The organism is uncultured Psychrobacter sp. (genome assembly GCF_947500265.1).
Lineage (GTDB): Bacteria > Pseudomonadota > Gammaproteobacteria > Pseudomonadales > Moraxellaceae > Psychrobacter.
In genome coordinates this window covers 233,409-249,304 of the sequence record NZ_CANMRN010000001.1, presented here as the reverse complement: position 1 = coordinate 249,304, position 15,896 = coordinate 233,409, and the positions used below count along the sequence as shown (strand labels likewise).

General features: G+C 44.1%; 13 protein-coding genes. 11 read left to right on the top strand and 2 right to left on the bottom strand.

Translation table 11 applies throughout. The annotated features are described in order from the left end of the window. Nucleotides 1-223 precede the first annotated feature (223 nt). From Q0788_RS01055 to Q0788_RS01035, 5 genes are all read left to right on the top strand, one after another. Entirely contained in the window at nt 224-1,117 is an 894-nt protein-coding gene (locus Q0788_RS01055) for a hypothetical protein (protein WP_298807291.1), read from the top strand. A 211-nt stretch (nt 1,118-1,328) separates the two neighbouring features. Continuing rightward, nucleotides 1,329-1,904, top strand: coding sequence for a hypothetical protein (locus tag Q0788_RS01050; RefSeq protein WP_298807289.1), 576 nt, complete (start codon nt 1,329-1,331; stop codon nt 1,902-1,904). A gap of 141 nt (nt 1,905-2,045) precedes the next feature. Next, on the top strand, nt 2,046-3,314 hold the full coding sequence (locus tag Q0788_RS01045) for a putative DNA modification/repair radical SAM protein (RefSeq protein ID WP_298807287.1): 1,269 nt from the start codon (nt 2,046-2,048) through the stop codon (nt 3,312-3,314). 75 nt (nt 3,315-3,389) lie between these two features. Next, complete coding sequence (locus tag Q0788_RS01040; protein ID WP_298807285.1) at nt 3,390-4,262, top strand: TIGR03915 family putative DNA repair protein; 873 nt, start codon at nt 3,390-3,392, stop codon at nt 4,260-4,262. 150 nt (nt 4,263-4,412) lie between these two features. Continuing rightward, a complete protein-coding gene (locus Q0788_RS01035) occupies nt 4,413-5,753 on the top strand; it encodes a glycosyltransferase family 4 protein (protein WP_298807283.1) in 1,341 nt (446 codons plus the stop codon). A gap of 123 nt (nt 5,754-5,876) precedes the next feature. On the opposite strand, the gene Q0788_RS01030 is transcribed toward Q0788_RS01035, so the two are convergent. Next, nucleotides 5,877-6,608, bottom strand: coding sequence for a cupin domain-containing protein (locus Q0788_RS01030; RefSeq protein WP_298807281.1), 732 nt, complete (start codon nt 6,606-6,608; stop codon nt 5,877-5,879). After that, a complete protein-coding gene (locus Q0788_RS01025; protein WP_298807279.1) occupies nt 6,583-7,323 on the bottom strand; it encodes a gamma-glutamyl-gamma-aminobutyrate hydrolase family protein in 741 nt (246 codons plus the stop codon). The genes Q0788_RS01030 and Q0788_RS01025 overlap by 26 nt, the downstream gene beginning before the upstream one ends. Before the next feature lie 465 nt (nt 7,324-7,788). Here Q0788_RS01025 and Q0788_RS01020 point away from each other — a divergent pair, with 465 nt between their 5' ends. From Q0788_RS01020 to Q0788_RS00995, 6 genes are all read left to right on the top strand, one after another. After that, entirely contained in the window at nt 7,789-9,132 is a 1,344-nt protein-coding gene (locus tag Q0788_RS01020) for a glutamine synthetase family protein (protein ID WP_298807278.1), read from the top strand. Between the two features lies 1 nt (nt 9,133). After that, the gene (locus Q0788_RS01015; protein WP_298807277.1) at nt 9,134-10,510 is read left to right on the top strand and encodes an FAD-binding oxidoreductase; all 1,377 of its coding nucleotides are present in this window, start codon (nt 9,134-9,136) and stop codon (nt 10,508-10,510) included. A gap of 198 nt (nt 10,511-10,708) precedes the next feature. Further along, complete coding sequence (locus Q0788_RS01010) at nt 10,709-12,202, top strand: Na+/H+ antiporter NhaC family protein (protein WP_101205679.1); 1,494 nt, start codon at nt 10,709-10,711, stop codon at nt 12,200-12,202. A gap of 132 nt (nt 12,203-12,334) precedes the next feature. After that, nucleotides 12,335-13,207: an N-carbamoylputrescine amidase gene (aguB, locus tag Q0788_RS01005; RefSeq protein ID WP_298807665.1), complete on the top strand. Its 873-nt coding sequence runs from the start codon at nt 12,335-12,337 to the stop codon at nt 13,205-13,207. A gap of 68 nt (nt 13,208-13,275) precedes the next feature. Continuing rightward, nucleotides 13,276-14,391, top strand: coding sequence for an agmatine deiminase (gene aguA / locus Q0788_RS01000; RefSeq protein WP_298807275.1), 1,116 nt, complete (start codon nt 13,276-13,278; stop codon nt 14,389-14,391). A 97-nt stretch (nt 14,392-14,488) separates the two neighbouring features. Beyond that, nucleotides 14,489-15,862 (top strand): NAD-dependent succinate-semialdehyde dehydrogenase, encoded by a 1,374-nt coding sequence (locus Q0788_RS00995; RefSeq protein ID WP_298807274.1) that lies wholly within the window; start codon nt 14,489-14,491, stop codon nt 15,860-15,862. The last annotated feature ends 34 nt before the right edge of the window (nt 15,863-15,896 follow it).

Below are 15,896 nucleotides of genomic sequence, written 5' to 3'. Positions count from 1 at the left end.
AGTCTATTCAATAAGAAATAGTTAAGATTGAATAGCTTTTATACAAGTTAGCACTGCTGCGCTCTTACTAAAAATAATGATGGTCTGATCGCATACATAGGCTAATATCAGCACTACTACCCTCGTTATTTGGCATATTTTTTGGTGTCATTTAGCGGGGGTTTTGTTTATCTAGGCATTATCTATTGTTGTATTACTTACTATTATTTTTGAGGAGTCTTTTATGATTACGAACGATGGTTTTCAAGCAACAACTGCTGAAACGACTATGGCAAAAAATGCAGCTATGTCTGCATTGCTAGCAAGTATCGTATTGGCTGCATCATCGGCCAATGCTGCTCCTGAGATTGCTATTAGCTCATCTGCGAGCGGTAGCACCACGGTGGTCGAGCAATACTCTGATGGCAAAACTGCTACGATTACTGCGACGCCAAACGGTATCACCATGCAAGACGGCATGCCGTACGCGGTAACTCAGGTGACCACTGTGCCACGCTATGTCGTGCGTCAGTCTCCTGTTGTCCAAGGTATGACGACCGTTACTAGCGTACCAGTGACTAACTCTATTACCAATAAAGTCACTAAAGTAGATGTGATTACCACGCCTGCTAGCAGCGTGACGCAAGTACTACCTGTCGCAACCAATGTCACCCCGCCAGTGATTATGCAGCAGCCAGTGACCAATCAAGTAACGACCACAACGACAACTTTGGATACGTTGCAACTGACCCCTACCTTTAGTACGCCTGGCGTGGTCAATGCCAACACAAAAGTCATGAAAATTCTAAAAAATGCTGATGGACGTGAAGTTGCCGTTCCTGCCAATCATATTGCCCCAGGCGATGTGATCGAGTATCACACCACGTACACCAACACCACAGCACAGCCGGTTAATGACATCAACGCCATGATCTCATTACCAAGTGGCGTCCAGTTAGTCTCGTTGAATAGTCCTCTACCGACGCTTGCTACCACTGGCGGAGACAGCTATCAAACCATTCAGCAGGTTGGCAATACGGTGGTTGTCCAAGAAAACTACTCTGGTCTGAAATGGAACTTGGTGAACTTTGATGCCAATGCGGCCAAAACCGTGGTCATACGTGCCAAGGTTCAATAAACATTAAACTGTCGCGCATTATTATTTGACAGCTATCTGAATATGTAAAAGGTTTTGTGGACTAGCTATCTAGTCAGCAAGACCTTTTTTTGGAAAATAGCTAACTTATTATGATATAAATAAGCGTTTGTTAATCTGAAAAATGAGCCTTGTAGTTGTATTGGCTGTAACACGTTATTATTAAGCTCTATATCACTAAGGAAGATGAATAATGAGCATCCTGTCCATTAGAATATTTCTATTCATCCTTGTTCTTATTGGCATATTTATTATTTTTAAAGCAATAAAACTGTTTAGCAATGCATTTAATGGCATCATATTATTGACGCTACCATATAACGATAATGCAGGTAGTTTCACTGTCTCAAAATCAGGCATTTATGCAATCTGGCACAAGGGCCCTCTCTTCAAAAAAACGCCGCTGACCTATTTTAAACCACATATTCTCAATACCGCTACTGACAAAGAAATCAAGCTTAATCGCTCAATGGTGTCTCCACGCTCAAACAATTTTAATATTGGAAGAATGGAGCTTTTTACTTTTAAGGCGGAAGCGGGTCACTACGAATTAAAGCTAGTACCAGGTTCAAGTACCTCAAGATTTCAAGCAATGATAGGAGCAGCCCTACCGTTAGTAGGTATTGACTTAAACCACTACTCGATTGAGATTCAAAAAAGCCAAGCACAGGTATTCACGATATTAGCCATTCCTCTCCTACTACTCGGTATTGCAGGTATTATTGGCGGATTGGTTATTGGATTATTAGCTGAAAAAATCTTTATGTAAATTCAAACCATATCCAAAAGTCCAGATTTTTGTGACGACAACCGTTGTCGCATATCATTCTAACTTCACCTATAAATACAATGACTTAGCGATAATTTTGGTAAGATAGTCTCTCAATAATTAATTGGTAAAACGCGACTTATGGCAAACATCAATTATGAAAGATTACAGGGCAAACTCAATATCTTGGCCGATGCTGCCAAGTATGATGTCTCTTGCTCATCCTCCGCTGGTACTCGCAAAAACCAAGGCGGCGGACTAGGCGATGCCTCAGCAACGGGGATCTGTCACAGCTATACCGAAGATGGTCGCTGCGTCAGTCTGCTAAAGATTCTTTTGACCAATCACTGCATTTACGACTGTGCTTATTGCACTTCACGTAAAAGCAATGACACGCCGCGCGCCGCGTTCAGTGTCGAAGAAGTGGTTGACTTGACCATGCAGTTTTATCGCCGTAACTATATTGAAGGGTTATTTCTTAGCTCTGGTATCTTTAAAAGTGGCGATTATACAATGGAGCGACTGGTCGAAGTCGCTAAACTACTGCGTACCCGCGAGCGGTTCAATGGCTATATCCATCTAAAGACCATACCCGGCGCCTCAAAAGAACTGCTGCTAGAAGCAGGATTATATGCGGATCGTTTGAGCGTCAATATCGAGATTCCAACCAAATCAGGGTTGGCGTTGCTCGCGCCAGAAAAATCGCATGACCAATTAAAAGCACCAATGGAGACGGTAAAAGAAGAAATCATTACTATTCGTGAAAGCCGTAAGACTCATAAAAAAGCGCCTAAGTTCACGCCAGCAGGTCAGACCAGCCAAATGATCGTTGGTGCGAGTAACGAGACTGACTTGCAGGTGATTCAGCTGTCGAGTCACTTTTACAAAACGTATGATCTCAAACGGGTCTATTACTCGGGTTATGTACCTATGCTCTTTGACAATCGTTTGCCTGCGATTGGAACGCCTGTGCCCATGGTGCGGGAGAATCGTCTGTATCAAGCAGATTGGTTAATGCGCTTTTATGGTTTTGGTGCGCATGAGATTGTGGAGCCGGAGTCGCCATTTTTAGATTTGGACTGCGATCCAAAACTGGCTTGGGCAATACGCCATCGTGAGCATTTCCCAGTCAATATCCAGACAGCGACTTATGAGATGATCGTGCGTATCCCAGGTATCGGTACAAAGACTGCCAAAAAAATCGTCAAAGCACGTAAGTTCAATCAATTAACGCTATACCATCTAAAAAAGATGGGCGCTGCGGTCAACCGTGCTAAATACTTCATCGCGACTACTGGCAAAAACGAACACCTTGCTCATTTAACGCGCGATAATTTCCGTCAGTATGTATTGGCTCAAACGCAGACCAAATTTAACGATCAACGTACTGGGCAGTTGGCTTTATTTTAAAATGGCTCTAGATAGCATGTGTTAAAAAACCTGCTATCACGCTACTGTATTTATGATAGAAATGTAGGATAAAACATGTCAGCACTTATGCAAAACGACTCTTACGCTGTCGGTCAATTGACGCCTAGCATTGTACTGTATGAGCCTAGCTTTGAAGGTTGGCTGAGTGCTGTGTTTTATGTCTATGCCAATCGTCTACAAAACGATATGTCACTGAAGCTAACCGCTCAAGATTGCTATGTGCCATCACTCATCGCTCAGGCGACTAACGTGGCAACCGATGAGGATAAAGCCGAGCGCGTGTTGGTTAAATTAAATACATTACTGGGTCGCTCAGGCATGCGAAATATCTTGTGGGGTTTTTTATCAGAGAAAGACGATATCGGTACGACATTGTTCCGCGTGGTCAAATACGCCATCGACTATCCCAATCGTCAAATCATGCAGGATTTGGGTAATTTAAATGTTCTCGAATTAGTCCAAACAGTCAAATCTGTTGGGCGCGAAAAACATCGCATGGAGGCGTTTGTACGTTTTGAGCATACGACTGATGATATTTATTTTGCACGTGTAGAGCCTGATTTTAACGTATTACCATTAATCGGAGAGCACTTTCGGCAGCGCTATCAGGATCAGCACTGGGCGATCTATGATCTAACGCGAGGCTATGGCATCTATTATGATAAAAGTAATAGCACACCATCACGTCCAGCAAAGCTGCAAACCATCACTGATCTTGATGATGCGGTACTGCGTAACCCTGCCAGCATCCATAGTCCTGATGAGCAGCGCTATCAAAAATTTTGGCAAGGTTACTTTACCAACGTCAATATCAAAGAGCGCAAAAACCCTAAGCTGCATAAGCAATATCTCCCGCAGCGCTACTGGAAATACTTGAGTGAAAAACAAGTACTGCTCAATGCTGAACATTTACAAAAACGACGCTAACGGCTTTTGGTGTTTATTAATCCACGCCTTACGCTTATATAGTCTAAAAACCGCCTATCTGACCTCATCTTTTTATCTTGATGGTTGAGTTTTAATCGCTTTTAACTGACAATAGCAAATTGATATTACTAACCGGTGACCAACGCTATTATGAAAGTTATGCGCTTACTGTCGTCTCTAAAGCATGATGAATCCGAGCGCGGCATTTTTCATCTTGGACGGGCATTGGTCAAAAATGAGCATACCTCTATCATTGTCTCTAGTGCCGATGAAGACAATGACTTGGTCAGACGTCTCAAACGTGATGGCAATATATACCATCAGCTACATGTGAATAAAAAGTCTTGGCTATCGCTATTGCAAGTCTCTGCACTACGGCATTTGATAGAAAAGTATGAACCCGATGTCATCCATGTACACTCGCGTACCCCTGCATGGATATTGCATTTGGCACTGCGCCGCGCTCGCGTCAGACGTTTTCCCAAACTGGTCTCGACCATGTATGGGTTTTATCCTATTAATAAGTACTCTCAGGCTCTACTCAATGTTGATACGATAATCACCGTATCTGATAGTGTCACCCAATACTTAAAAAAAGGACTGCGCATCGAAGACGTAGATCCTAAAGTCATCACGCGTATCTATCGCGGTATCGATACTCGGCGCTACCCTTATCGTCATAATCCTTCGGTTTATTGGTTACGTCATACCTTTGCTGAATACCCTGAGCTTGAGCACAAAAAATGGCTCGTATTCCCAACCGTCATCGGTAATGAGTACGGGCAAGAGTGGCTAATAGATATTTTGGGTAACCTGCAAGAGCAATTCCCAAATATTCATGTCATTATTATGGATGAAGACTATAAAGACGGCGATGTCGCTCATGAGGATTTTCGTCAACGTACCAACAGCTTAGGACTGGCAGAGCGCATTACCTATGTGGGCAGCAAGCGTAATGATATGCGAGAATGGCTATCGGCGGCCAATATTGTCATGGCACTTGCCAATGAACCCGAGTCAATCGGTATCAATGCTCTACAAGCCATACATCTAGGTACGCCGGTCATTGGCTGGGATCAAGCCGCCTTTAGCGAGATTTTACAACCGCTCTACCCGCAAGGACTGGTAAAGAAGTACAATGCCAATGCGCTTTGTAAAGCGGTTAGAAATCAGCTAGAGAGTGTGACGCGCCCTGAAATGACCAACAAATTCACCATGCGTGAAATGATTGAAAAGACGCTTGAGGTATATCAAGGTTTACATGATACGGCGCTTGCAGAAGAACAAGCAGAAGCAGATGCTATCGCAGTTCGACGCATCAAACGCAGTCTAAAGAAAGCGTCTAAACCTGCCCTAAATGTCGCTGTAAAAAATATCGAACCTGTTGCTAAAAATCCAAAAATAAAGCTAACCAAAGAAAAATCTAAAACAGCAGATAATGTCGATACGGTAGATACGACAGAAACAGCAGAAGACAATCAACAGCTATAAACCAAGCGTTTCTATTCGATAGATAATTTTATAATCAAAAAAAGGCTACTTCTAAAATAGAAGTAGCCTTTTTTGTTCAATTATAACTGGGCAATATTAAAACTGACGAAATTTAGCTTAGGTTTAGTATGTGGTTGGTGTATGGGCGCTTACGATACGGGTGATGCTATCGGTAGGATTAATAAAAGTATGCGGCTGAATGGTATCAATCACATAGCTATCACCTTGATTTAACAAATAGGTACTGTCTTCGATACGTATAATAATTTTACCCTCGATGACCGTGCCAATCTCCTCCCCTTCGTGAGCGATTTTTTCTTCTGTTGAGCTATTTGGCTGATAGGTCTCGATCAAGAACCCTAAGTTTCTTGTCCTGCTGCAGTTATAGACCTGCTTTAGCGATACTTTGCTATTGGGTTCATTAAGCTCTAGTAGATCCTTTGGCGTTACAATCACTCTAGCCTTTGGCTCTTTCCACTCGTCACTAAAAAACGTAGTCAGATCAGAACCCAATACTGTCAAAATCGCCTTTAACGTATTGACCGCTGGACTGACCTTATTGCGCTCAATCGAGCTGATAGACGTGTTCGTCAATCCTGACAGTTTTGCCAATTTACGTTGCGAGTAACCTTTTGCTAGACGCAGCTGGTTAATCTTTTTACCAATGTCTTCTTTCAACGATTCATCTGCTTCAGAAGCATTCAGTTCATCATCGATATCATCTATTTCAATATCAACATCAGCTACATCTTTGTCATCGACACTATCAACATCGTTCTCAATGTTATCACTATCAGTGACAGCAGTTTCTGCCTTACTTTTAGTCGTGCTATTCGGTTTTTGGTTCTCTGGCATGGTGAATAAATTCCGTGAATAGAAATTTGGACAAGCTATCTTGCGCATAATTTAACTCAGGATGCCATTGTACACCAATCATAAATGGATGTTGTAACAAGCTGATAGCCTCCACCAGACCGTCAGGCGCTAACGCTTCGACGAATAAACGCTCGCCTACTTTATTGATGGCTTGTTTGTGCAATGAGTTGACGTGCCACTTTTCACCAAATGCTGCCAGCCTTCCTTGAGGTTGAATGATGACGTCATGTATGGGCTGATATTGCACCTCAAGCGGCTGGGTATTGTCCTCTAAATGCTGCTCATAAAACCCATCGATATCACGCCAATCAGGATATAGCGTGCCACCAAAATGAACATTCATCTCTTGCAAACCTCGACACACTGCAAACAGCGGAATGTTTTTTTTGTCCGCATAAGCCAATAACTTGAAGCTCAGCTCATCACGGCCTAGATCTTGTTTGGCTTCGGTATGCGTCGCGCCATATCGATTTGGAGCGACGTTGCTATAACTACCAGTCAATAAAATTCCATCTGCTATTTCGAGCAGGGCGTCGAAGTTTTCGCTATCGGCAGCTGTATTTGGCAGCAATATAGGATTGCCACCATAAAAGTTTACTGCATCGATGTATTTTTGATATACCGCCTGTGCTGGCTGTCCGTCAACCATCTTATGACAAGACACAATAGCAATAATAGGTCTGGAATTTTTCATATCATCTTCCCTCGTTATAACAACTAGACCTAGGCTGTCTATGTTGTCTAATCCCTTATTTAGCTAAAATTTAACACAACGCCTCGTAAAATGTAAACTATAAACTTCATTAATATCGATATTTATACTAAAAACCCGAATTCGAGTTATTTTAAGATAATTTTAAATAAAAATTGACAATTATAGTTTTCATCCATATATTAAAAGTCAGCAGCAATGATAACCAACAGAATTTAACTTTTAGACTGAATAAAAACGCCTAAGAGCACAGCCTATAAGTCACTAATATCATTGATAAAAATTTAGCAGTGGTACAAATACCTCATATTCAACCCGTCATTTATCAAATACTTATTTATTAAGTGTTCGTTATAAATGCCACTAGCAGAGAATTTAGACACCACAGCCAAAACGTAGTAGCAGTAACAAACCCAGTAATTCTACAAATTCATAGGAAGAACAGACATGATGACAACCAATGGAATGGTCAAATCTGCAAACAGCACAGAGTACGTCTATGTTGCCGCAGGAGATATCAATGGCTTACTTCGTGGTAAGCGCATCCCTTTTGATCAAATGGAAAAAGCAGAAAACGGTGCAATCCGATTACCTCTGTCAATCTTAGGTGTCGATATATGGGGCGCTGATGTCATCGAGTCTTCGCAGTGCAATGGTGATATCGATGCCATTGCCCGTCCAACTGGTCGTGCTGCTTATCCGCTTCTCAATACCAGCGCCCCTTCATCGCTACTACCGATTTGGCTATATACCGAAGACAATGAGCCTTACTACGGTGATGCCCGCCACGTTTTGGACCACATTAGCAAAAAGTTCAAAGCACTGGGACTGACGCCAGTGATGGCAACGGAGCTAGAGTTTTATTTGGTTGACTATACCGAGGGAGAGACACCCAAGCCACCTATCCGCCCCAAGAGCGGTCTAAGACTAAATAAAACATCCATCTTAAGTATCAATGACCTATTACAATTCGATGAATTTTTAGACGAAGTCTACGCGCAGTGTGAAAAGCTCGATATCCCTGTGGATGCGGCACTGGCTGAAAATGGTTGTGGTCAGTTTGAAATCAATTTATTACACGTCGATGATCCATTAAAAGCTGCTGACGATGCGATTTTGTTTAAACAAGTGGTCAAAGCCGTGGCAGCTCGTCGCAAGCTTACCGCGACCTTTATGGCAAAACCTTTCGGCCTACAGTCTGGCAATGGCTTTCATGTGCATTGCAGCTTATTAGATAAAGATGGCAATAATGTATTCGATGATGGATCAGATGAAGGCTCAGATATGTTGCGTCATGCAGTGGCTGGCCTGCTTAAGACCATGTCAGATTGCACCTTATTGTTTGCACCGCATGTCAACTCTTACCGCCGCTTTACCCCCGGTACATTGGCCCCAAACAACGTGTCATGGGGTTATGAAAACCGCACCGCAGCTGTACGTATCCCCGGCGGTGACACCAAAGCACGCCGTATCGAACATCGGGTGTCTGGCGCAGATGCCAACCCTTATCTAGTTTGTAGCGCAGTATTGGCGGGTATGCTGTATGGTATCGAAAACAAGCTTGAAGCACCTGAGCCGATTAACAGCATTACTTATGATGCAGCAGAACTAAAAACCTTACCGTTGGACTGGCTCTCAGCCATTCGTCAATTTGAGAGCAGCGATGTGGTTGATTCACTATTTCCAAGCGAGATGATTGAGCTATTGATTGCGGTCAAAAAGCAAGAGGCCAAACGCTTTGCTCAGCAAGTGACCAACCTTGAATACCTCACCTATTTACAGGATGTTTGATATGTCAAATAGCAGCCCAAATAGCAACCAAAGTAGCAATATGGCAACGAACCAAAACCCACCTTCTAACAACACGCGCAATATCCCGCATTACTCGGATAAGGGTCAATACCCTGATAGCTATTATGCAGCCAGTCGCAACCATAAGCCTGACAGACCAACGCTTAAAAACGATATTCAGGTAGAAATCTGCGTGGTCGGTGGCGGTTATAGCGGCCTATCGACTGCCCTACACCTTATCGAAACAGATCATGAAGTCGTTGTGCTTGAAGGCGCACAGATTGGTTGGGGCGCATCAGGTCGTAACGGTGGTCAAATCGTCAACGGTCTAAATGCCAGCCTGCAAAAAATCAAAAAATCTTATGGTCAGCAAAGCGCAGATTTCGTCGGTCAATTAGTGACTCGCGGTGGCAAAATTATTCGCCGGTTTGTCAGCGACTACGATATCAGCTGCGATCTGAAAGAAAAAAACATCTTTGCAGCATTGAATAACGGACAGCTAAAAGATTTGCAAGAAACGCATGCACTGTGGGAAAGCCACGGTATGCACGACCGAGAGATGCTAGACAAAAATGGCATTCAAGAGCATATCAAGTCAGATGCTTATGTGGGCGGCGTCATCGACCATTCAGGTGGACATTTCCACCCATTAAACCTTGCATTAGGTGAAGCAGCGGCTATCGAAAAAAATGGCGGCACGATTTATGAAAACACCTTAGTGGTAGATATTGAGTACGCTGACGATTCTATCAAAGTCATTACTGAGTTTGGCACGGTGACTTGTAAGCAAGCCGTTCTATGCGGTAACGCTTATCTCAATAAAGTCATTCCTAAGCTGACTGATCGCGTGATGCCAGTATCGACGCAGATTATCGCGACCGAGCCATTGGGCGATTTGGCCGATCAACTGCTCCCTACTGATGTCTGTGTCGAAGATGTGCGCTACATTCTTGATTACTATCGTCTCTCAGCAGACAAACGCATGTTGTTTGGCGGCGGTACGGTTTACGGCGGTCAAGATCCTGCTGATATCACTGCCAAAATCAGACCCAATATGAATAAGATTTTCCCAGAGCTGCGCGATGTGAAAATCGACTACGCGTGGAGTGGTAACTTTGCTCTGTCTTTCTCTCGTGTACCGCAAATGGGCAAGCTACATGAACGCGTATATTTCGCCCACGGCTATAGTGGTCACGGTGTAACAGGCTCTCATCTGTTCGGGCAAATCTTGGCTGATGCCATCAATGGCAAAACCAAAGAATTTGACACCTTTGCACAGATTCCTTGGATTCCGTTCCCAGGTGGCAGGGCTCTACGCGTTCCTTACTCGGTCATGGGCTCATGGTGGTATGCACTAAAAGACACCACCGGCATGTAAATACATGACCACCCTTGCATAAAAGCGGTCGACATAGACAACGCTTTTATCATAAAAACTACTGTTGCCTTGACCTATCACAGTAATGGATTGCTGTGATAGGACGCTCGATAGAAAGTTGATTCGCTACTGGCTGTCGAGCATCAACCACCGAATAGAGTTTGTTTTAAAAAATGAGGTTCTACAGGGAGCGCAAGTATGAACATGAAACTCAATGATGCTGTCGAAGGGCACTATCATAACAAGCGAGTCTTTCTCACCGTAATAGTAGCCGTCGTCATCTATCTGGCCTTTGCTTGGCTATCCATGAGCCGTGGACCAGATGAATCTTGGGGTGCTTTATCTTTATTACCCACATTATTAGTATTAGTCACCGCCATCGTCTCTAGGCGACCGTTTGAATCTATGATTGCAGGCTGCGTCGCTGGCCTTGTGATGCTCAACCCCTTTGATTTGGTTTCGCCCTTTGCAGACAATATGTCGATGGTCTTGGGCAACGAGACTATTATTTGGATTGTCCTCGTCTGTGGTCTGATGGGCGGGTTAATTCAGCTCCTTGAAATCAGTGGCTGCCTAGATGGTTTTAGTGAATGGCTACAGAAAATCATCAAGTCGCGTCGTCAGTCATTGTTGGCCACATTTGCTTTGGGTGTTGTGGTCTTTATCGATGATTATTTGAACTGTCTTGCCGTATCTACCTCTGTTAAAAAACTCACTGACGTCTATAACGTCTCTCGTGAAAAGCTCGCCTATATCGTCGATTCGACCGCCGCCCCTATGTGTATCATCGTGCCTATCTCTACTTGGGCAGTTTACTTTGCAGGTCTACTAGAAGAAAATGGCGTAGCAGCAGATGGCGAAGGCATTGGACTTTATATCAGCGCTATTCCTTATATGGCCTATGCTTGGTTTGCCTTACTTATTGTATTCTTGGTTGCTTATGGCATATTGGGTGATTGGGGACCGATGAAAAAAGCAGAGAAACGAGCCAAGGCTGGTAACCCTGTTCCTGAAGCATTTGTCGAAGAGCAACTGATCTCAAACGTCAAAGCCAAGCGCAAGCTGTCATTCAAAGCCAATATCGCTAACTTTGCTTTTCCGATGATTCTATTGATTGTCTCAACCGTTTACTTTGAAATCGATCTGTTACGCGGAGCACTATTGACCTGTTTTGTGACTGTCGTTGTCTACTGGATGCAAGGTATCTTGAGCTTTGAGACACAAGTTGAAGCCATCTTTAAAGGCTTTAAAGTCATGCTCTATCCACTCTCGACCGTTATTGGTGGCTTTTTCTTAAAAGCAATCAACGATGAGCTTGGTATGACCATGTATGTGATTGAAGCTATCACGCCTTATATGACCATTATTATCTTCCCTGCGGTTATCTTTGCGGTCATGGCATTCTTGACCTTTGCCACTTCATCAAGCTGGGGTCTGTACGTGTTGGCGATGCCTATCGTGTTCCCAATATCGCTCGCCCTTGGCGTGAGCACACCACTTATGATTGGCGCATTGTTATCAGCCTCATCATTCGGTAGTCATGCGTGTTTCTTTAGTGATTCATCATTACTTGCCGCGCAAGGTGCTGGCTGCTCACCCATGCAGCATGCCTTTACCCAGTTCCCGTATGCGATGTTAGGTGCAGGACTGTCCGTCGTGACCTTCTTAGGATTGGGCTATATGATGGCTTAAGCCTATAAAACTTGACCAATATGAGCTTAACTATTGTCGCTATACACTAACGAATGATGAGAAATTGTTCGTTAGCAAATACGAATCATCATCTACATATAGTATTACTTATCTATCAATAAAAGGATTGAGATCATGCGAAACGTTACTGTGGCGACCACGCAAATGACATGCGGCTGGGACATCCAGCAAAACATTGCAACCGCGACTGACTTGGTCAAAAAAGCGGCCAACGATGGTGCCAATATTATCTTGCTACAAGAACTGTTTGAGACACCCTACTTCTGCCAAGTTCATGACTTTGATTATTTTAAACTGGCGACTTCAGTCGAAGACAATGCAGCTATCAATCACTTCAAAAAACTGGCAAAAGAGTTAGAAGTGGTACTACCGATTAGCTTTTACGAAAAATCAGGCAATACATTCTTTAATAGCATCACTGTGATCGATGCCGATGGCGAGATACTGGGTACTTATCGCAAAACGCACATACCAGATGGCATTCCTTATGCGGAAAAATTCTACTTTACCCCTGGTGATACGGGATTTAAGGTTTGGCAAACCAAATACGCTAAGATTGGTGTCGGTATCTGCTGGGATCAGTGGTTCCCTGAATGCTCTCGTAGCATGGCATTGATGGGTGCCGAGTTGCTGTTTTACCCCACTGCCATTGGTGATGAGCCGACACTCGGTATCGACTCAAAAGGCCATTGGCAGCGCTGTATGCAAGGCCATTCCGCCGCCAACCTGATGCCAGTTATTGCAGCCAATCGCATTGGTACTGAAACCATCAGCCAAAATGGCAATGACAGCACGATGCAGTTTTATGGTAGCTCGTTCATTACCGACGGCCGCGGCGACATCATAAAAGAAGCCTCAGCAAATACTAGCGAAGTGATTAGTACCACCTTTGATTTAGATCAACTGGCTGTCGATCGCCAGCAATGGGGTGTGTTCCGTGACCGTCGTCCATCGATGTATGGCACGCTGCTAACTCACGGTTAACCTGCTATCCGTCTCTTTAGTTTACTCTCACTATTTTTATGGTCGCTCGTGTACGATAAGGTGATTTTATGTCTATATTACTGACAGACTCAACCCCGCAGCAAGATGGCTTTTATATGCCAGCAGAGTTTGAGCCAATACAAAAGGTATGGATGGTCTGGCCATACCGTGCTGATAACTGGCGACAACAAGCTGTCCCTGCCAAAAAAGCTTATGCTGATGTTGCATTGGCAATTAACAAGTTTTGTGACGTTGGCGTACTGGTCAATCCTGACGATTATCAGCAGTGCCGCGATAGCTTACCTGATGATATCGACGTTATCTCTATGCCTAGCAACGATGCATGGGCGCGTGATACCGTACCGACATTTTTAATCAATGACGCAGGCGAGTTACGCGCCTGTGATTGGACATTCAATGCGTGGGGCGGAGACTATGACGGCCTCTACTCGCCATGGGATGACGATGATAAACTCGCAAAACGCTTATGTGAGCAGCTAAATATTCCGCGCTATCGAACGGATGACTTTGTTATGGAAGGCGGCGCGTTTCATGTCGATGGTGAAGGCACGGTTCTGACCACGCGTATGTGTCTGCTAAGCCCGGGACGTAATCCACATCTGAACGAACAGCAAATCGAGGACAAGCTAAAAGCCTATCTCAATGTCCAAAAAGTGCTCTGGGTTGATGACGGTATCGATCCCGATGAAACCACTGGGCACATTGATGATATCGCTTGTTTTGCGCGCCCTGGTGAAGTGGTTTGCTTATTCACGGATGACCCTGAAAATCCATTCTATGAAGCAACGCAAAAAGCCTACGAGCAGCTCTCAAATATGACTGATGCAAAAGGCAGACGACTAACAGTCCATAAGCTATGCTGTACCCAACAGCCAGTGACCTTGCCTGATGATTATGACATTGTACAGTCTGACGACGCCAAACCTCGCCTAACGGGTGATGTTTGTATCGCCTCATATGCCAATTTTTTGATTTGTAATGATGCGGTCATCGTACCCCAATATGATGATATAAATGATGCACTTGCCATCGAGCAGCTTGAAAAAGTCTTTCCTCAGCATCAGGTAGTGGGAGTACGAACAAGAGAGATTGTTTTTGGTGGCGGTAATATTCACTGTATTACGCAGCAGCAACCAGAACCATCAATCAAAAGCAATAACTAAAAGTATTAATCAGATGCATCTGATTAATGCACCCGCATAAAAATATAGACCCAAATGGATTTTGAACCCAATAATATTTTAAAATAAAGGACATAATATGAGTGATTATCAAGTTAATAACCCAGCCACTGGCGAAATAGAAGCCACTTACCCTACCGCCACTGAACAAGATATCCAACACGTCATTGACCAAGCAGACACTGCTTATCAAGATTGGCGTAAAGTGCCATTAAATGAGCGCAGTGCACTACTGCATAAAATCGCTGATATCTATCTTGAGCGCCAAGACGAGCTATCACGTATCGTTGCAAATGAGATGGGCAAACCTGTTGCCCAAGCAAAAGGCGAGATCGGTCTGGTGGCTGATATCTACCGCTACTATGCAGACAACGCTGAGCAGCTACTAGCGCCAAGCACCATTGATGTAGACTCAGGATCAGCATCGGTAGAAAAACACCCTGTAGGCGCGCTACTAGGTATCATGCCGTGGAACTATCCACATTACCAAGTAGCCCGTTTTGTCGCGCCAAACTTTATGGCAGGTAATACAATTATTCTAAAACACGCACCGCAGTGTCCAAACACCGCAGAAGTTATCGTCGATATCTTTAAAGATGCAGGCGTACCTGAAGGCGTTTATAACAATATCTTTGCAACCAATGAGCAATCAGCGACCATTATCAATGACACACGCGTACAAGGTGTCTCGCTAACGGGTTCTGAACGCGCTGGACAAGCCGTTGCGAAAGAAGCTGGCGGCGCACTCAAAAAAGTCGTTTTAGAATTGGGTGGTTCAGATGCCTTTATCGTCGCAGCCGATGCCGATATCGAGCAAGCGATACAAGGCGCTATCTCTGGTCGTTTCGGGAATACTGGACAAGCCTGTAACGCAGCCAAGCGTTTGATCGTCATCGAATCAGTCTATGATAAATTCGTTGAAGGCTTTACCAATGCGGTCAGTAACATGACTTTGGCCGACCCGCTTAAAGAAGATACGTTTATTGGCCCAATGTCATCAAAAGCTGCTGCGGTCAACTTGCAAGCGCAGCTAGACAGTGCTATCCAAGCAGGTGCGACAGTATTAGTAGAAGGTGGCATGGACAAAGACAAGCCTGGCGCTTGGTTTAAGCCTGCAGTACTGACAGATGTGACTGAATCCATGGATGTATATCGTGAGGAGCTGTTTGGTCCTGTAGCAGTCGTCTATAAAGCAAATGATATCGACCATGCTATCAAGATTGCCAACGACGTGCCTTTCGGTTTGGGTGCGTCTATCCAAACGCAAGATGCGGCACTGGCTGCTGAAATTGCAGACAAACTAGAAGTGGGTATGGTCACTATCAATGCGCCTTCTGGCTCTGAGGCCAATACGCCATTTGGCGGTGTTAAACGTTCAGGCTTTGGCCGTGAGCTTGGCACCCTTGGTATCACTGAGTTCTTAAACTATAAGCTGATTCGTGATAAGTCTTAATAGATTAAAACCTTAGTTAAATAAAAAAAGCCTA